Annotated in this window: 16 protein-coding genes; 6 read left to right on the top strand and 10 right to left on the bottom strand. The window is 53.5% G+C overall.

The genetic code is table 11. From position 1 onward, the window contains the following. Nucleotides 1-80: 80 nt before the first annotated feature. Complete coding sequence (gene sltY, locus C1192_RS13015; protein ID WP_038354922.1) at nucleotides 81-2,018, bottom strand: murein transglycosylase; 1,938 nt, start codon at nucleotides 2,016-2,018, stop codon at nucleotides 81-83. A gap of 210 nt (nucleotides 2,019-2,228) precedes the next feature. Here sltY and ettA point away from each other — a divergent pair, with 210 nt between their 5' ends. Further along, a complete protein-coding gene (gene ettA / locus C1192_RS13025) occupies nucleotides 2,229-3,896 on the top strand; it encodes an energy-dependent translational throttle protein EttA (RefSeq protein WP_000046765.1) in 1,668 nt (555 codons plus the stop codon). 120 nt (nucleotides 3,897-4,016) lie between these two features. Here the strand turns inward: ettA and nadR are convergent, their stop codons facing one another. Genes nadR through serB form a run of 3 tightly spaced genes read right to left on the bottom strand, consistent with a single transcriptional unit; the run spans nucleotide 4,017 to nucleotide 7,669 of the window. Then, entirely contained in the window at nucleotides 4,017-5,249 is a 1,233-nt protein-coding gene (gene nadR / locus C1192_RS13030; protein WP_000093824.1) for a multifunctional transcriptional regulator/nicotinamide-nucleotide adenylyltransferase/ribosylnicotinamide kinase NadR, read from the bottom strand. 20 nt (nucleotides 5,250-5,269) lie between these two features. After that, nucleotides 5,270-6,652, bottom strand: coding sequence for a DNA repair protein RadA (gene radA, locus C1192_RS13035; protein ID WP_038354921.1), 1,383 nt, complete (start codon nucleotides 6,650-6,652; stop codon nucleotides 5,270-5,272). 48 nt (nucleotides 6,653-6,700) lie between these two features. Beyond that, the gene (serB, locus tag C1192_RS13040; protein WP_001132950.1) at nucleotides 6,701-7,669 is read right to left on the bottom strand and encodes a phosphoserine phosphatase; all 969 of its coding nucleotides are present in this window, start codon (nucleotides 7,667-7,669) and stop codon (nucleotides 6,701-6,703) included. Between the two features lie 105 nt (nucleotides 7,670-7,774). On the opposite strand from serB, the gene C1192_RS13045 reads away from it, so the two are divergent. The 3 genes from C1192_RS13045 to C1192_RS13055 are packed head-to-tail and all read left to right on the top strand — an operon-like array spanning nucleotide 7,775 to nucleotide 9,758. Then, nucleotides 7,775-8,419: a YtjB family periplasmic protein gene (locus tag C1192_RS13045; protein WP_000124620.1), complete on the top strand. Its 645-nt coding sequence runs from the start codon at nucleotides 7,775-7,777 to the stop codon at nucleotides 8,417-8,419. Nucleotides 8,420-8,446: 27 nt separating this feature from the next. Further along, entirely contained in the window at nucleotides 8,447-9,463 is a 1,017-nt protein-coding gene (gene lplA, locus C1192_RS13050; protein WP_001094692.1) for a lipoate--protein ligase, read from the top strand. A 31-nt stretch (nucleotides 9,464-9,494) separates the two neighbouring features. Then, the gene (locus tag C1192_RS13055; protein WP_000566145.1) at nucleotides 9,495-9,758 is read left to right on the top strand and encodes a helix-turn-helix domain-containing protein; all 264 of its coding nucleotides are present in this window, start codon (nucleotides 9,495-9,497) and stop codon (nucleotides 9,756-9,758) included. 160 nt (nucleotides 9,759-9,918) lie between these two features. Here C1192_RS13055 and deoD read toward each other — a convergent pair whose 3' ends face one another. From deoD to deoC, 4 genes are all read right to left on the bottom strand, one after another. Then, nucleotides 9,919-10,638, bottom strand: coding sequence for a purine-nucleoside phosphorylase (deoD, locus tag C1192_RS13060; RefSeq protein WP_000224873.1), 720 nt, complete (start codon nucleotides 10,636-10,638; stop codon nucleotides 9,919-9,921). A gap of 57 nt (nucleotides 10,639-10,695) precedes the next feature. Then, on the bottom strand, nucleotides 10,696-11,919 hold the full coding sequence (deoB, locus tag C1192_RS13065; RefSeq protein WP_038354920.1) for a phosphopentomutase: 1,224 nt from the start codon (nucleotides 11,917-11,919) through the stop codon (nucleotides 10,696-10,698). Nucleotides 11,920-11,970: 51 nt separating this feature from the next. Next, on the bottom strand, nucleotides 11,971-13,293 hold the full coding sequence (deoA, locus tag C1192_RS13070) for a thymidine phosphorylase (protein WP_000477830.1): 1,323 nt from the start codon (nucleotides 13,291-13,293) through the stop codon (nucleotides 11,971-11,973). A 225-nt stretch (nucleotides 13,294-13,518) separates the two neighbouring features. Further along, on the bottom strand, nucleotides 13,519-14,298 hold the full coding sequence (gene deoC, locus C1192_RS13075) for a deoxyribose-phosphate aldolase (protein ID WP_038354919.1): 780 nt from the start codon (nucleotides 14,296-14,298) through the stop codon (nucleotides 13,519-13,521). A 257-nt stretch (nucleotides 14,299-14,555) separates the two neighbouring features. Here deoC and C1192_RS13080 point away from each other — a divergent pair, with 257 nt between their 5' ends. After that, nucleotides 14,556-16,106, top strand: coding sequence for a YjjI family glycine radical enzyme (locus tag C1192_RS13080; RefSeq protein WP_001143195.1), 1,551 nt, complete (start codon nucleotides 14,556-14,558; stop codon nucleotides 16,104-16,106). Next, a complete protein-coding gene (locus C1192_RS13085; RefSeq protein WP_001088424.1) occupies nucleotides 16,078-16,941 on the top strand; it encodes a YjjW family glycine radical enzyme activase in 864 nt (287 codons plus the stop codon). The genes C1192_RS13080 and C1192_RS13085 overlap by 29 nt, the downstream gene beginning before the upstream one ends. Before the next feature lie 100 nt (nucleotides 16,942-17,041). On the opposite strand, the gene C1192_RS13090 is transcribed toward C1192_RS13085, so the two are convergent. Beyond that, nucleotides 17,042-17,821: a metal-dependent hydrolase gene (locus C1192_RS13090; protein WP_038354918.1), complete on the bottom strand. Its 780-nt coding sequence runs from the start codon at nucleotides 17,819-17,821 to the stop codon at nucleotides 17,042-17,044. Further along, nucleotides 17,818-18,891 (bottom strand): patatin-like phospholipase family protein, encoded by a 1,074-nt coding sequence (locus C1192_RS13095; RefSeq protein WP_000531526.1) that lies wholly within the window; start codon nucleotides 18,889-18,891, stop codon nucleotides 17,818-17,820. Before C1192_RS13095 ends, C1192_RS13090 begins: the two co-directional genes overlap by 4 nt. Nucleotides 18,892-18,915: the final 24 nt, after the last annotated feature.

An 18,915-nucleotide genomic window follows, 5' to 3' on the forward strand; every position in this document is an offset into this window, starting at 1 on the left:
GTTAGCGGGGGAAGCCTGATGCCTCCCCCGGTTGTACTCGCTAAAGAGTACGATAGCATATCATAAACGTGCAGATCAGTTCAGTAACGACGCCCCCATTCCGTGGCGCTCATCAACGTCGGTTTATCACCCATGAAATAGCGATAGTACGCGTCATAAGCCAATACGTTCTTCACATAACCACGCGTCTCGGAGAATGGGATACTCTCGACAAATGCCACCGCATCGATACGCCCGGCGCTGTTACCAAGCCAGGTGCGCACCCGCCCCGGCCCGGCGTTGTATGCTGCGGATGAGAAAATACGGTTATTGCCGAACTGTTGATAAACATATTGCAGATAGCTGGTGCCAATGTTGATGTTCGTTTCCGGATCAAGCAATTGTGCCGGGCTGCTGTAACCAGGAATAGAGAACATCTTCACCGTATGAGTCGCCGTACCAGGCATAATCTGCATCAGCCCGCTGGCCCCTACCGGTGATTTCACTTTCGGATTCCAGGCACTCTCCTGACGGGCAATCGCCATTGCATAGCTTTGCGGGATATCTTTGTCGTTAGTGTAACGTGCGAAGAGATCGTTATAGGCCAGTGGGAATCGTTCTTCCAGATGATCCCAAAGTTTCCCGGCAATCGTCGCCTGAACGCTGAGATCCCACCAGTGGTTGTTAAAAGCATAACGCGCCAGTTGCGCTTGCTCTGCTTTCGACTTGCTCTTCACCAGATTGGCCCACTCGCTACGGGCGGTATTATCGAGGTTCCAGTACATCAACTCGCGCACGCGAGCCATTTCCGCCCCCTGAGTCAGGGCGCTATCGACGTTCTGTGGTACTTTATCAATCTTCAGTTGATACTCTTCGCCTATGCGCTGCGCAGCAACCATTGGGTAGAAGCCACGCTGTTGCATGAGTTGATGCAAAATCTCTTTTGCTTCAGCTTCACGCCCACGTTCCAGCAGCAAATCCGCCTGCCAGTAGCGCCATTCATCTTTCTCTTTCGCTTCCATCGGCAAGCGCGCCAGCCATGTATTCAGCCCCGAACGGTCGCCGGTGCCAAGCGCCATCCTTATACGGCGTTCAATCAACGACCTGGATTGCGAACGCATAATTGCATCATCACGCCACTTCGCCTGTTCGTCGGTGACATCGTTGCCCATCAAACGCCAGGCAACGATATCACGTAGCTCCTGAATCTGATCTTCATTAAGCTGTTGTGCCTGGGCAAGTGAAGGGATCATCAGTCGTGCGTTTTCTACATCCTGCCGCGCCACACTGGCAAACGCCACCACGGCCATCTGACGGGTAAAATCAGTCGCGCCGGTCGTTCGTGCAAAAGTCAGCACCGTATTGGGATTGTTTGCCAGTGAAATAATTGCCGTAGAAATAGTCTGGTAATCGGCGGGCATCTGCCCTGCCAGCACCGTCACCAGGCCGGTATTACCCGCCTTCATCGCCAGGCGGATACGCTCTAAATACGCCCGCGGATCTTGTTTGCCAGACGCGCGCCAGACGCTAAATAACTTGTCACAAGCGTTAGGCTGGCTCTTTCCTGTCAGCCACAGCTCTTTCGCCCCCTGCCAGGCTTCTTCGCTCTGTCCGGTATTCCATTTTGCATAGTAGTAATTACATTGCGCTTCGGTTGTGCCTGGCTTTTCCGGACTAAAAGCTAACAGGCCGCGCCAGTCTTCACGTCGCGCCAGTTCATTGACGAAACGAGATTGCAGCGTGCGAGCCGGAGGAAGCGTGGGGTTAGCGCGAACAAAGTTAGTGACCGTGACCGCCGGTTGATTCATCAGGTCATCGGTAATCTGGCGGTATTCCAGGTAGGGATAAAGAGGATAATCCTTCAGGGATGGCATCATCTGCTCAACCACATCCATTTGTCGATTATCCCAGGCCTGCTTGATTTGCGCGTAGCGGCTACGCTGCTCATCCAGTGAGTCGGCTCGCGCCACGCTGCTGACCGTCAGCAGACAGACACCGGCAGCCAACAGCCGCCAGGTAACGTGTTTGGCTTTTTCCACAAGCGCTTCCTCTAAGAGTAAATACATCAATGCAGCGTCATGCCGCGTAATAGATTTATGCTAACCAGTCATTGCCGTTTCCGCCACGTTATGGACACTTTTTTACTTTTACTGCGAGGGTGATCGACCGGCTGGGATTAGGCAGGGAAACAGGCTACACTTCGCCTTTGAAAACTCATCATCACGATAAACATAGAGGCGAAGTCCAACGTGGCTCAATTCGTTTATACCATGCATCGTGTCGGCAAAGTTGTTCCGCCGAAACGTCATATTTTGAAAAACATCTCTCTGAGTTTCTTCCCCGGGGCAAAAATCGGCGTTCTGGGTCTGAACGGCGCGGGTAAGTCTACCCTGCTACGCATTATGGCGGGCATTGATAAAGACATCGAAGGTGAAGCGCGTCCACAACCAGATATCAAGATTGGCTATCTGCCGCAGGAACCGCAGCTAAACCCGGAACACACTGTACGTGAGTCCGTTGAAGAAGCGGTTTCCGAAGTAGTTAATGCCCTGAAACGTCTGGACGAAGTGTATGCGCTGTACGCCGATCCAGATGCAGACTTTGACAAGCTGGCCGCAGAGCAAGGCCGTCTGGAAGAGATCATCCAGGCTCACGACGGTCACAACCTGAATGTTCAGTTGGAGCGTGCGGCGGATGCGCTGCGTCTGCCGGACTGGGACGCGAAAATTGCTAACCTCTCCGGTGGTGAGCGTCGTCGCGTAGCGTTGTGCCGCCTGCTGCTGGAAAAACCAGACATGCTGCTGCTCGACGAACCGACCAACCACCTGGATGCGGAATCCGTAGCGTGGCTGGAACGCTTCCTGCATGACTTCGAAGGGACCGTTGTGGCGATTACCCACGACCGTTACTTCCTCGATAACGTCGCGGGCTGGATCCTCGAACTTGACCGCGGTGAAGGTATTCCGTGGGAAGGTAACTACTCCTCCTGGCTGGAGCAAAAAGATCAGCGTCTGGCGCAGGAAGCTTCGCAAGAAGCGGCGCGTCGTAAGTCGATTGAAAAAGAGCTGGAGTGGGTACGTCAGGGCACGAAAGGCCGTCAGTCGAAAGGTAAAGCACGTCTGGCACGCTTTGAAGAGCTGAACAGCACCGAATACCAGAAACGTAACGAAACCAACGAACTGTTTATTCCACCTGGACCACGTCTGGGCGATAAAGTGTTGGAAGTCAGCAATCTGCGTAAATCCTACGGCGATCGCCTGCTGATTGATGATCTGACCTTCTCGATCCCGAAAGGGGCGATCGTCGGGATCATCGGGCCGAACGGCGCGGGTAAATCGACCCTGTTCCGCATGATCTCCGGTCAGGAACAGCCGGACAGCGGCACCATCACTTTAGGTGAAACGGTGAAACTGGCGTCAGTTGATCAGTTCCGTGACTCAATGGATAACAGCAAAACCGTTTGGGAAGAAGTTTCCGGCGGGCTGGATATCATGAAGATCGGTAACACCGAGATGCCAAGCCGCGCCTACGTTGGCCGCTTTAACTTTAAAGGGGTTGATCAGGGTAAACGTGTTGGCGAACTCTCCGGCGGTGAGCGTGGTCGTCTGCATCTGGCGAAGCTGCTGCAGGTTGGCGGCAACATGTTGCTGCTCGACGAACCGACCAACGATCTGGATATCGAAACCCTGCGCGCGCTGGAAAACGCCCTGCTGGAGTTCCCTGGCTGCGCGATGGTTATCTCGCACGACCGTTGGTTCCTCGACCGTATTGCCACGCACATTCTGGATTACCAGGATGAAGGTAAGGTTGAGTTCTTCGAAGGTAACTTTACCGAGTACGAAGAGTACAAGAAACGCACGCTGGGCGCAGACGCGCTGGAGCCGAAGCGTATCAAGTACAAGCGTATTGCGAAGTAATGCGTAAAATGCCGGGTGCGGCGTGAACGCCTTATCCGGCCTACAAACACAGCGATTTCAATACGTTGTGAAACTCCAGGCCTGATAAGACGCGGTAAGCGTCTCATCAGGCATTGGGTCTTATCCCTGCTCCCCCATCATCTCCCGCACCAGCTCCACACAACGCAGGAAACGGCTGTCGTAATCGTCCTCTTCGACCCGCACGAATTCGATATTGTTCTCTTCGAGCATCTCCACCAGCAGGTTCTGGAACTCTTTGCGATCCACCGAACTGCCAAGGCTACGTAAACCATCCGCCACCCACGGGGTGTTATTCTCAAGCAGGATCACCAGATCAAAACGGTATTCATCAATCAGCGCCTGCACGAACGGATGCTCACGCCCTTCGTACTTTTTGCAGAACGCCTGAGTAGTGACAAAATCGGTGTCGATAAACGCCACTTTATTGGCGTATTTCACTGCAAAATCAATATATTGTGCGTGTCCCAGCGCGATTTTATCGTAGTCAGAATACTGTAACGCAATCTCGTCACCGCCAAGATGCGAAAAAACATAATCACGACCAAACTCCCACGCACTGGTGGTGTTGAAAATGTTAGCGAGTTTATTTACCAGAGTGGATTTACCGCTCGACTCGCCACCGAGGATCGCTACAGTACGCACAAAGAACGGCTTCACTTCGGTAGGAATATATTCCCAGTAGCGGAACGGGTTTTCGCGGATCTGCGCACCACTGATACTCATAAAGGTGCGTTTCGGATCGATCAGCACCGTTTCGATCCCCAGATGTTCCATATACTGCGGCGCGTCGGCTTCTTCCGAGGTGTAGATCAGATCCGGCTGAATGCCCTTTTCGGCCATAAACTTTTTGATGCCGTTGCTCCACACATCCCATCCGTGCGGATACGGTTCCATGCCCTCTTCATTGAAGGAATGAATGCGGATATTTTTCTGATATTTAAAAGTTTGCAATAACCAGCGCAGACGATCCGGCACCGTTGGTTGCTGCGACATGGCGCTATCTTCAAACAACGCGCGGTCACGGGTGTCGTCAAACCCCATAATGATATGCAGCTCATCAACCTGACTACAGGCACGCTGGATAAGATAGATATGTCCGGTATGTAGCGGATAAAATTTACCGAATACGACACCGATGGTTTTCTTCTGCCGGGGAAATTCCAGCCCGAGGAAACGGTGCAACGCCTCCAGCTTTTGCGCGCTGGGGCTTTTAATTTTGGCATTCAGTAACTGGCTTAAATACCCTTTGGTCATACCGCTGGCATCGGCCACCTGCTGTAGCGTGCAGCCCTGTTGCTTGATGGCAGTTTTCAGGTAATCAAATGACGACATATCTCCCTCCGTATCTCTCATTATAAGTCGTCGAACACTCTAAGCGCGTCGGAGAGTTTTTTAACGCCAAAAATCTGCATCCCTTCCGGCACTTTTTTCGGTACGTTGGCCGCCGGTACAATCGCCCGCCGAAAGCCGTGTTTCGCCGCTTCTGAAATTCGCTCCTGACCGCTGGGCACCGGGCGGATCTCTCCTGCCAGCCCAACTTCACCAAACACAACCAGATCCTGCGGCAGCGGTCTGTCACGCAGGCTGGAAACCATCGCCAGCAGTAACGCTAAGTCGGCGCTGGTTTCAGTCACCTTCACGCCGCCGACCACGTTTACAAACACATCCTGATCGGCCATTTGCAGACCACCGTGACGGTGCAGCACCGCCAGCAGGATTGCCAGACGGTTTTGTTCCAGCCCCACCGCCACGCGGCGTGGATTCGCCATCATCGAGTGATCGACCAGCGCCTGAATCTCCACCAGCAGCGGACGCGTTCCTTCCCACACAACCATCACTGAACTGCCGGACGTCACTTCATCGCCACGACTTAAGAAGATTGCTGAAGGGTTGCTGACTTCGCGTAGCCCCTGTTCAGTCATCGCGAATACGCCCAGCTCATTTACCGCGCCGAAGCGGTTTTTATGGCTGCGTAAGGTGCGAAAACGGGAATCAGCATCGCCGTCCAGCAGCACCGAACAGTCAATACAGTGTTCCAGCACTTTAGGGCCAGCCAGCGAACCATCTTTGGTTACGTGACCAACCATGACGATTGCCACCCCGCGCGTTTTGGCGAAGCGCGTCAGGTAAGCTGCCGTTTCACGCACCTGCGCCACGCTGCCAGGCGATGACTGTACATCCGCCATATGCATCACCTGGATGGAGTCAATTACCATCAGCTTCGGTTGCTCTTCTTCGGCAATCAGGCAGATCTGCTCGATGCTGGTTTCCGACAACATATTGAGATTGTCAGTCGGCAGGCCAAGGCGATGAGCGCGCATTGCCACCTGTTGCAGCGACTCTTCGCCGGTGACATACAGCGTTTTCATCTGCTGGGCCAGTTTGCACAGCGTTTGCAGCAACAGCGTGGATTTCCCGGCACCTGGGTTACCGCCAATCAGAATGGCGCTTCCCGGCACCACGCCGCCGCCTAATACGCGGTCAAACTCTTTAAATCCGGTTGAAAAACGCGGCAGCTCTTCAAGGCTGATATCGGAGAGTTTCTGGACCTTTGCCACCCCGGCGCTACCGGCATAGCCACTGAGACGCTCGTTACGCGCCACCGTTGGCGACGCAGCAAGACGCACCTCGGTGATGGTGTTCCAGGCATGACAGGCACTGCACTGCCCCTGCCAGCGCGGATAATCGGCCCCGCATTCATTACAAACAAAGGCGCGTTTTGGAGCTTTTGCCACGGTGTACCTCGTTAATGCTGTGCCGCCCGCAGGATGACGGGCGGGCAATTACTTCTGATTCAGGCTGCCAGAGAGGATGCAGAACACTCCCATCAGATCAGCGTGACGGATGGTGACTTCCGTCTTTTCATTCACTTTTGGTTTGGCATGGTAGGCAATCCCCAGCCCTGCCGCTTTGATCATCGGCAGGTCGTTGGCACCATCGCCAATCGCCACGGTCTGCGCCAGTGGGATTTCATACTCCTGCGCCAGACGGGTCAGGGTTTTCGCTTTGTACTGTGCATCGACGATGTCACCGATCACATTGCCGGTAAATTTACCGTCCATGATCTCCAGTTCATTGGCTACCACGGCAGTGAGTCGCAGTTTGTCACGCAGATATTCGGCAAAGAAGGTAAAGCCACCGGAGGCAATCGCCACTTTCCAGCCCAGCGTTTCCAGCTTCAGCACCAGTTGCGTTAAGCCTGGCATCAACGGCAGATTTTCCCGTACCTGAAGCAAAATGTTCGCATCAGCGCCTTTCAGCGTCGCCACGCGGCTACGCAGGCTGGCGGTAAAATCGAGTTCTCCGCGCATCGCCCGTTCGGTCACTTCCGCCACCATCTCACCTGTCCCGGCCAGTTTGGCGATCTCATCAATACATTCAATCTGGATGGCTGTAGAGTCCATGTCCATTACCAGCAGCCCCGGCGTACGCAAATGTGGAATTTTCCCCAGTGGCGCGACATCCAGTTGTGCTTCATGGGCCAGGCGCGTAGCACGCGCGGTGAGCGAACCTGCCAGACGAATCACCTGATAATCTTCCACGCACCAGGCGGCAACAATCACCATCGCCGCGCCCAGTTTGCTCTGATACTGGGTCAGTCGTTGTTTATCCAGCCCACGACCATACAGCAGCCAGCCGCTACGACCTGCGTGGTAATCCAGTGGCATCACTTCATCACCACTTAATGAAAGAGGCAGACCTGGCCATAAAGAGACATCTTCAGGCAGGTCGCACCAGGTAATGTTAGGCATTAAGGCTCCTGTAAAATCGTTCGAAGCAGGGAAAATAACGCATGAGGCTACCTTGTATCCATTGCTTCTGGCAACATTAAGTCTCAAATTTTCAACGGGTGGAATATGGCTCGCACAAAACTAAAATTCCGGCTGCATCGGGCAGTGATTGTCCTGTTCTGTCTCGCTTTGTTGGTCGCGTTGATGCAAGGTGCTTCCTGGTTCAGTCAAAACCACCAGCGCCAGCGTAATCCGCAGCTTGAAGAGCTGGCCCGCACCCTGGCACGTCAGGTGACGCTGAACGTTGCGCCGCTGATGCGTACCGACTCGCCGGATGAAAAGCGCATTCAGTCAATACTCAACCAGTTAACAGATGAAAGCCGCATCCTTGACGCAGGCGTATATGACGAACAAGGCGATCTTATTGCCCGCGCAGGCGAAAGCGTAGAAGTACGCGACCGTCTGGCACTCGACGGTAAAAAAGCAGGTGGCTATTTTAACCAGCAAATTGTCGAACCCATTGCGGGGAAAAATGGTCCGCTCGGCTATCTGCGCCTGACGCTCGACACCCACACACTCGCCACCGAAGCCAAACAGGTGGATAACACCACCAACATTTTACGCCTGATGCTGCTGCTCTCGCTGGCAATCGGCGTGGTGCTGACCCGCACGCTATTACAGGGTAAACGCACCCGCTGGCAACAATCGCCCTTCCTGCTAACCGCCAGCAAACCGGTGCCGGAAGAGGAAGAAGGCGAGAAAAAAGAGTGACCCATTACAACAAGAAAGGAAATCGTTATGAATACATTACGCCTGCTTATCTCTGACTCTTACGACCCGTGGTTTAACCTGGCGGTGGAAGAGTGTATTTTTCGCCAGATGCCCGCCACGCAGCGCGTTCTGTTTCTCTGGCGTAACGCCGACACGGTAGTGATTGGCCGCGCACAAAACCCGTGGAAAGAGTGTAATACCCGGCGGATGGAAGAAGATAATGTCCGCCTGGCGCGGCGCAGTAGTGGCGGCGGCGCGGTGTTCCACGATCTCGGTAATACCTGCTTTACCTTTATGGCTGGCAAGCCGGAGTACGATAAAACCATCTCTACGTCAATTGTACTCAATGCACTGAACGCGCTCGGCGTCAGCGCCGAAGCCTCCGGACGTAACGATCTGGTGGTGAAAACAACCGAGGGAGACCGTAAAGTCTCTGGCTCGGCCTATCGCGAAACCAAAGATCGCGGCTTCCACCACGGCACTTTGCTGCTCAATGCCGACCTGAGTCGCCTGGCAAACTACCTCAACCCGGATAAAAAGAAACTGGCGGCGAAAGGCATCACATCGGTACGTTCCCGCGTGACCAATCTGACCGAATTGCTACCGGGAATTACCCATGAGCATGTTTGCGAGGCCATAACCGAGGCCTTTTTCGCCCATTATGGCGAGCGCGTAGCAGCGGAAATCATCTCCCCGGACAAAACGCCAGACTTGCCAAACTTCATCGAAACCTTTGCCCGCCAGAGTAGCTGGGAGTGGAACTTCGGTCAGGCTCCGGCATTCTCGCATCTGCTGGATGAACGCTTTACCTGGGGCGGCGTGGAACTGCATTTCGACGTTGAAAAAGGCCATATCACCCGCGCCCAGGTGTTTACCGACAGCCTCAACCCCGCGCCGCTGGAAGCCCTCGCCGGGCGACTGCAAGGCTGTCTGTACCGCGCGGATATGCTGCAACAGGAGTGCGAAGCGCTGCTGGTTGACTTCCCGGAACAGGAAAAAGAGCTACGGGAGTTGTCAGCGTGGATGGCAGGGGCGGTAAGGTAACTCGCTGATTAAAATATCCAGGGAAGGAAATATGATCGATCTGGAAAACCAGGAACGGGAGATTATCAATTTAATGTTCAGCCAAGGTATATCCTGGCTAACCGCCGTGCGTATCAGGCATAAACTATCACTTGCTGAAGTAAGTAAAATGTTAGGTATCTCCATTAATTCTCTAAAACAGATCGAAAAGACGGAACGGCTTAGTTCAAACATCAAAAGCAAAATGGCAGGAATTTATGGTTGTCCACCAGAGTTGCTGATATGCCCTTCCTGGATGACGGCTGAACATAAATGAATAGATTCGTGAATTGATACTTGAATGGATTTTATTTTCTATCCATATGAAAAATAATAGTAAATCTATAAATCAGTTGCTATTGATAAATAGATACTAAAAAACCGGAGCGGTCTCCCGTTCCGGCTTAACATGACAATCGCCTTTCAGCGAAACACCATTACTCTTTATCGCCCAGAAGAACAGATTCCAGTGCGATTTTGATCATGTCGTTGAAGGTGGTCTGACGCTCTTCGGCAGTGGTCTGCTCGTGAGTGCGGATGTGGTCAGACACGGTGCAGATAGCCAGTGCTTTCGCACCAAATTCTGCAGCCACACCGTAGATACCTGCCGCTTCCATTTCCACGCCGAGGATGCCGTATTTTTCCATCACATCGAACATTTCGCCGTCCGGAGAGTAGAACAGGTCAGCGGAGAACAGGTTACCAACACGTGCATCAACGCCCAGTGCTTTAGCTGCGTCTACTGCGTTACGCACCATGTCGAAATCAGCGATAGCTGCAAAATCATGGTCTTTAAAACGGATGCGGTTAACTTTGGAATCGGTGCAGGCACCCATACCGATAACTACATCACGCAGTTTTACGTGCGGCAGAACTGCACCACAGGAACCTACGCGGATAATTTTCTTCACGCCGAAATCGGTGATCAGTTCTTTGGTGTAGATGGAGCAGGACGGGATACCCATACCATGACCCATTACGGAAATTTTGCGGCCTTTGTAAGTACCGGTGAAGCCCAGCATGCCGCGAACGTTGTTCACTTCACGGACATCTTCAAGGAAATTTTCAGCAATATACTTCGCACGCAGTGGGTCGCCTGGCATCAAAACTACGTCAGCGAAATCGCCCATTTCTGCATTAATGTGTGGGGTAGCCATTGTTTTATCCTTTTTGTGACAATATCAAGGGCGGAGCCGCTGCTCCGCCCAAATCCATCAGAACATGGCTTTGCCATATTCCATATCAGAAGTACCAAAATATTTTGCCAGAGTCTGACCGATATCTGCGAAGGTTTCGCGGTGCCCCAGCGAACCCGGTTTCACTTTCGGGCCGTAAACCAGTACCGGAATGTGTTCACGCGTGTGGTCAGTACCAGTCCAGGTCGGGTCACAACCGTGGTCGGCGGTGAGGATCAGGATGTCGTCGTCGCGCAGCAGAGACATCAGTTCCGGCAGACGGCGGTCGAACAGTTCCAGACCCGCGGCATAGCCTGCGACGTCGCGACGGTGGCCCCAGGAAGAGTCAAAGTCAACAAAGTTGGTGAAGACGATGGTGTTATCACCCGCTTCCTTCATCTCTTTGATGGTGGCGTCAAACAGCGCATCCAGGCCGGTCGCTTTCACTTTCTTGGTGATACCGCAGTTAGCGTAGATGTCAGCAATTTTACCCACAGAAACAACCTGGCCGTGTTTTTCATCAACCAGTTTTTGCAGCACGGTCGGTGCTGGCGGTTCAACTGCCAGGTCGTGGCGGTTACCAGTACGCTGGAAGTTACCGGCTTTGTCACCGATAAACGGACGGGCAATAACGCGACCGATGTTGTAGCCGCCGTTGGTCAGCTCTTCACGGGCGATTTCGCACAGTTCGTAGAGTTTATCCAGACCAAACGTTTCTTCGTGGCAGGCAATCTGGAACACTGAGTCAGCGGAGGTATAGAAAATCGGCTTGCCGGTTTTCATGTGCTCTTCGCCCAGTTGATCCAGAATGACCGTACCAGAAGAGTGGCAGTTACCGAGGTAACCCGGCAGGTTAGCACGTTCAACCAGTTTATCCAGCAGTTCTTGCGGGAAGCAGTTTTCGTGATCGGAGAAGTATCCCCACTCAAACAGAACCGGTACACCGGCGATTTCCCAGTGCCCCGACGGGGTATCTTTACCGGATGACATTTCGTGCGCCCATGCATACGCGCCAATAACTTCAGCGTTGCCGTCCATTCCTGCCGGAATGAAACCGGTAGAACCTTCGTGTGCTTTCGCCAGCCCCAGACGGGTCAGATTTGGCAGATTGAGCGGACCTTTACGACCGTGGTCAGCTTCGCCTTTGGCACAAGCTTCTGCGATATGACCCAGGGTGTCAGCCCCGACGTCACCAAAGCGTTCTGCATCTTCTGTAGCGCCGATGCCGAATGAGTCCAGCACCATAATAAATGCACGTTTCATATGTTCTCCGTACTCAGTGCTTCAAATTTAAATGATCAGATCAGTATACCGTTATTCACTGATACGACGATAGACAGTTGGAGTGCTTTCCGGGGCTTTATCGGCAAGTTTAATTGCCGCTTTCACCGCTTTCGCCGCTTCCTGCCAGGTGGTTTCGTCTTTCGCGTGGATCACCGCCAGTGGGCGCTGACCGTCAACCTGGTCGCCCAGACGCGCCATATCAGTAAAGCCGACGCTGTAATCAATGGTGTCAGATGCCTGACGGCGACCACCGCCCATCGCAACCACTGCCATCCCCAGCGCACGAGTATCCATTTCACTGACAAAACCTTCGGTATCAGCATAGACTGCTTTCGTCAGCATCGCTGTCGGCAGATACTTCGCGTAGTTCTCAACGAAGTCGGTCGGGCCTTTTTGTGCCGCTACCATACGTCCGAAGACTTCTGCCGCTTTACCGTTGTCCAGCACAGCCTGCAATTTCGCGCGCGCTTCGGCATCATCTTTCGCCAGTTTGCCGGAGGTAAGCATCTCCACGCACAGCGCCATTGTGACGTCAAACAGTCGCGGGTTACGGTATTCACCTGTCAGGAACTGTACCGCTTCACGCACTTCGACCGCGTTACCAGCGCTGGATGCCAGCACCTGGTTCATGTCGGTCAGCAGCGCGGTGGTGCGTACGCCTGCGCCATTTGCCACGCCAACAATCGCTTCGGCAAGGGCTTCAGAGAGTTCATAGGTCGGCATAAACGCGCCGCTACCCACTTTCACGTCCATCACCAGTGCGTCCAGACCTTCCGCCAGTTTCTTCGCCAGGATCGAGGCAGTGATCAGCGGGATTGAGTCAACAGTAGCGGTAATGTCGCGGGTCGCGTAGAAACGTTTATCCGCCGGAGCCAGTGAGCTGGTCTGGCCGATAATTGCTACGCCAACATCTTTAATGATTTCGCGGAAACGGTTGTCATCCGGGAAGATATCGAAGCCAGGGATTGACTCCAGTTTGTCGAGCGTGCCGCCAGTATGACCGAGGCCGCGACCGGAGATCATCGGAATGTAGCCGCCGCAGGCAGCGACCATTGGCCCAAGCATCAGCGAAGTGACATCACCGACGCCACCGGTGGAGTGTTTATCAACAATCGGGCCATTCAGATGCAGGCTTTTCCAGTCGAGAACGGTTCCTGAATCTCGCATCGCCATGGTCAGCGAGACACGCTCCGGCATTGTCATATCGTGGAAGAAAATGGTCATCGCGAGGGCGGCAATCTGCCCTTCGGAGATAGTGTTGTCGCGAATGCCGTTGATAAAGAAACGAATTTCTTCATCGCTCAGCGCATGACCATCACGTTTTTTACGAATAATTTCTTGTGCGAGAAACAAGGTAACCTCCCGTGGAATAAGTTTGAAGGCGTTGTTGCCAGATGGCGGATGTTGTTATTGCCTGATGCTGGCAGCTTCTTATCAAGCCTGCATGGCACTCGCCCCGTAGGCCGGATAAGGCGTTCACGCCGCATCCGGCATCACTGCTGACAGCCTGATGCGACGCTGACGCGTCTTATCAGGCCTACAGGGGCATCCGGCATCCACCCTCTGGCACAAGGCAGCTTAGTAGCTGCTGGCGCTCTTACCGTCGCCGTGACCCAGCGCTTTCAGCAGGCTTGCCAGCAGGCTGGAAGCGCCAAAGCGATAGTGACGCGCATCTGCCCAGTCAGCACCGAACAGTTCATCGGCAATCGCGAGATATTTCTGCGCATCTTCCGCAGTACGCACGCCGCCCGCCGGTTTGAAACCAACGGTTTTCTCTACGCCCATATCACGGATCACTTCCATCATGATGCGCGCGCTTTCCGGCGTCGCGTTCACTGCCACTTTACCGGTAGAGGTTTTGATGAAGTCAGCACCCGCTTTAATGGAGATTTCAGACGCTTTGCGGATCAGCGCTTCGTCTTTCAGTTCACCGGTTTCGATGATCACTTTCAGCAGCACATTCGCCGCTGCGCAAGCCTCTTTACAGGCTTTCACCAGGTCAAAACCAACCTGCTCGTTACCCGCCATCAGCGCGCGGTACGGGAACACCACGTCAACTTCATCGGCACCGTAAGCAATTGCCGCACGGGTTTCTGCCAGTGCGATTTCGATGCCGTCGTTACCGTGTGGGAAGTTGGTTACCGTAGCAATACGGATTTCCGGGGTACCCTGCTCTTTCAGCGTTTTGCGAGCAATTGGGATAAAGCGAGGATAGATACAGATAGCGGCGGTATTGCCGACCGGAGTTTTGGCCTGATGACACAGGGCGATCACTTTCTCGTCGGTGTCGTCGTCATTCAGGGTAGTCAGGTCCATCAATTTCAGTGCACGCAGGCTGCTTGCTTTCAGATCAGTCATTTCATTCTCCTGGCTTGTCGCCAATAAAATTCACCTTGCGAGTTTGTTAGTATTCTAACATCGACTTCGCAACGCACTTCGATATACATCACAATTAAGAAAATCTACTTACAAATTTGCATTACGGTAATGCGATCTGGTTCAAATAATTCACTTTCAAATGAATGCGTCAGTGGCGGCAAACGCATCAGGATCAAAGTGAACATCACGAAACTTCTTACAATGGCGCATCACCTTCGGCATAAAAGGAAAAGAAGATGCCCACTTCTCATGAAATTGCACTGCAACAACGTTGCCAGCAAATTGTCACCAGCCCGGTACTTAGCCCGGAGCAGAAGCGCCATTTTCTGGCGCTGGAAGCAGAAAACAATCTGCCTTACCCGGAGCTGCCTGCCGAAGCCCGCCGTGCGCTGGATGAAGGTATAATCTGCGATATGTTTGAAGGTCATGCGCCGTACAAACCGCGCTATGTCTTACCCGATTACGCCCGTTTTCTGGCCAACGGTTCTGAATGGCTGGAGCTGGAAGGCGCCAAAGATCTTGATGATGCGCTCTCCCTGCTGACCATTCTTTATCACCATGTCCCGTCAGTCACATCGATGCCGGTCTACCTTGGGCAATTGGATGCGTTGTTGCAACCATATGTGAAAATTCTAACACAGGACGAGATTGATATTCGAATAAAACGTTTCTGGCGTTATCTCGACAGAACCCTGCCAGACGCCTTTATGCACGCCAATATCGGCCCGTTCGATTCCCCCATCACTCGTGCAATACTGCGCGCAGATGCCGAGTTGAAGCAGGTTTCACCGAATCTGACCTTTATCTACGATCCCGAAATCACTCCTGATGACCTGCTGCTGGAAGTGGCGAAGAACATCTGTGAATGTAGCAAACCGCACATCGCCAACGGTCCGGTACATGATAAAATTTTCACAAAAGGGGGCTACGGGATTGTGAGCTGCTACAACTCACTGCCGCTGGCCGGTGGTGGCAGCACGCTGGTGCGCCTTAACCTGAAGGCCATTGCTGAACGTAGTGAGTCGCTGGATGACTTTTTTACGCGCACTCTACCGCACTACTGCCAGCAGCAGATCGCCATCATCGATGCGCGGTGTGAATTCCTCTATCAACAATCACACTTCTTTGAGAATAGCTTCCTGGTGAAAGAAGGGTTGATTGATCCTGAACGTTTTGTGCCGATGTTTGGCATGTACGGGCTGGCAGAAGCGGTTAACTTGCTGTGCGAGAAAGAAGGGATTGCCGCGCGCTACGGTAAAGAAGCCGCCGCAAATGAAGTGGGTTATCGCATCAGCGCGCAACTGGCGGAGTTTGTCGCCAATACTCCCGTAAAATATGGCTGGCAAAAACGCGCCATGTTACACGCACAGTCGGGGATCAGTTCTGATGTTGGCACCACACCGGGGGCGCGCTTGCCGTATGGCGATGAGCCAGATCCGATCACCCATCTGCAAACCGTCGCTCCACATCATGCATATTACTACTCCGGGATCAGCGACATTCTGACGCTCGACGAAACCATCAAGCGTAATCCGCAGGCACTGGTGCAGCTTTGCCTCGGTGCCTTTAAAGCCGGAATGCGCGAATTTACTGCCAACGTCAGCGGTAACGATTTGGTTCGTGTTACCGGTTATATGGTGCGTTTGTCAGATTTAGAAAAATATCGCGCCGAAGGCTCACGTACCAACACCACATGGCTGGGCGAAGAAGCTGCACGTAACACTCGTATTCTGGAACGCCAACCGCGCGTGATAAGCCATGAACAGCAGATGCGCTTTAGTCAGTAAGATCATCCCCTTCTCCTGCGTTGACGGGCCAGGCAGTCGTCTGGCTCTGTTTTTACAGGGCTGTAATCTGCGCTGCAAAAATTGCCACAATCCGTGGACGATGGGGCGCTGTAATGATTGCGGGGAGTGCGTGCCGCAGTGTCCACATCAGGCGTTGCAGATTGTCGACAGCAAAGTGGTGTGGAGCGTTGCGGTCTGTGAGCAGTGCGATACCTGCCTGAAGATGTGCCCACAACACGCCACGCCGATGGCACAATCGATGAGTGTGGACGAAGTGCTTAGTCATATCCGCAAAGTGGTGCTGTTTATCGAAGGGATAACGGTGAGCGGCGGCGAAGCCACGACCCAGCTCCCGTTTGTGGTGGCACTGTTTACTGCCATCAAAAGCGATCCACAACTGCACCACCTTACCTGTCTGGTGGACAGCAACGGCATGTTGAGCGAAACCGGCTGGGAAAAATTACTCCCGGTGTGCGACGGCGCGATGCTCGATCTTAAAGCGTGGGATAGCGCCTGCCATCAACAGTTAACCGGACGCGATAATCAACAGATTAAGCACAGCATCTGTTTGCTTGCAGAGCGCGGTAAACTGGCGGAACTGCGTTTGCTGGTAATCCCCAATCAGGTGGATTATTTGCAGCATATTGATGAATTGGCAGCGTTTATCAGGCAACTTGGTGACGTTCCTGTACGGCTGAACGCGTTTCATGCGCACGGTGTGTATGGAGAAGCGCAAAACTGGCCGAGCGCCACGCCGGAAGATGTTGAGCAGTTGGCTGGCGCGTTAAAGGAGCGTGAGGTGAGTCGATTGATATTTCCGGCGCTGTATTTGTGACATGCCGGTGGCACAGGCCAGTAGGCATGACAAGACGCGTCAGCGTCGCATCCGGCATTGTGCGCCAACTGCCAGATACGGCGTGAACGCCTTACCCGTCCTACGGCACGTTAAACATCGCATATGTGTTATTACGCAACACTTCAGCAATCTCATCTTCTGCTTCCGGACGTAACTCGCACAGCACGGCAAACACCCGGGCGGCCTGTTCCGGGCGGTTGGGCTGCCCCTGAAAACCGTTGAGCGGCATATCCGGCGCGTCGGTTTCCAGTAACAACGACGCCAGTGGCAGTTTCGCTATTACATCGCGAGTTTTACTGGCGCGTGGATAAGTGATGGTGCCGCCTACACCGATTTTGTAGTTCAATTGTACAAACCGTTCGGCCTGTTGCAGGCTGCCGGAAAAACCGTGGACTACGCCAGTGCGTGGCAAATCGTGGCGTTTAAGGTGCATCGCCAGTTTGTCATGAGTACGGCGCGAATGGAGGATCACCGGCAGATCATAGCGTTTCGCCAGTTTCAGTTGTTCGTCGAGCAACCACTGTTGGTGATCGAATTGTGGATCATCGCCAAAGAGATCCAGACCGATCTCCCCCACTGCCACCACCTTTGCGGGACGTCTTTCCAGCGCCTGCTGTAACTGTTCCAGCGACTCATCGGTGTGTTGATCCAACATCCCTGGGTGTAGCCCTAACGCGGCGTACAGCGGTTGATAATTTTCCGCCAGCGCCAACACGCGGGCAAAGTTTGCCGCCTCGGTTGCCGGAACAATGATCTTACCTACGCCCGCTTGTGCCGCGCGTTGCAGGCTGGACTCTTCATCGCCACGAAACGGCGGAAAATCAAAATGACAGTGGGTATCGATAAAACGGCAAATCAAGCCAGATCCTCATTATTAAATGTCGGGTCATTCGCCTGCGGAGCGTCACTCACCCCGGCAACCAGCGTATCGTTGGCGACTGGCGCAGGCGGAATGACGATCGATTCAGGCGTCGCCGCGGGCACCAGATGGCGGGTAAGCGGCGCTTTTTCGGTTAGCATTTTACCGACGGTTGCCAGAAAATAACGACCGCATAAACGCCCGAGTTTATAGTCATCGCGCAGCGCCGGAAGCCGACTTCCCAGGGCGATACTATGCAGCGGCTTCGGCGGATAAATTTCGAATATCCGCAGCTTGCCCGGTGGTTTTTCAATAAATTGCTGGATGTCACGATAACTGGTTTCATGGTGCTGCACCAAATTCACCAGCGGTTGCAGGCTACTGTCGCCCAGCCAGCGTTCCATGCGTTTAAACCACTGCGGTGTGTAATACATTTGCGACGGCACAGTGCGGATCACCACCAGCGTTTTCGCTCCTTGTCTTGCCGCTTCCTTAACCGGGATCGCATCGCTGACGCCACCATCAAAATAGTTAATTCCATCAAGTGAAACTCCGGTGCGATAAAAACCAGGAATCGCACTTGAGGCGCGAATCAAATCCAGCCAGTTTTGTTTGGTCGGCAAAAAGTAGTTCGGCGTGTAATCGTCCTGACGACAGGCACACATATAAAACGATTTGCCGCTCTCAAACAGCCGCGCGGCGGTATCCATCTGCAACGGCATCTGGCTGGCCGTCGCCTCTATCAGCCAGTCCAGATCGATAAGATTTCCGCCACGCACAAAACGCACTGGATCGAAAAATTCGCGTTTTGTGGTATAGCGCATGATGACTTTGCGGGCGTAACCAGGCTGGTTACAAATATACGCCGAAAGGTTCTGCGCCCCGGCAGACGTGCCAAAATAAAGATCGAAAGGATTAAACTGCGCGCGCATAAACTCATCCAGCACGCCAGCCGTGAAGATTCCGCGTTGCCCACCGCCTTCGCACACCAGCGCAATACGCCCGGGCTGGAACGGCCTTAGCGACAACGGCGCAATATTACCAAGCGTTACAGGTATTCGCTGCCCCACCTCTGCCTTCCTGTTTTTTTAATG

The sequence above is a fragment of the Escherichia marmotae genome (assembly GCF_002900365.1).
In the GTDB taxonomy this organism is placed as follows: Bacteria; Pseudomonadota; Gammaproteobacteria; order Enterobacterales; family Enterobacteriaceae; genus Escherichia; species Escherichia marmotae.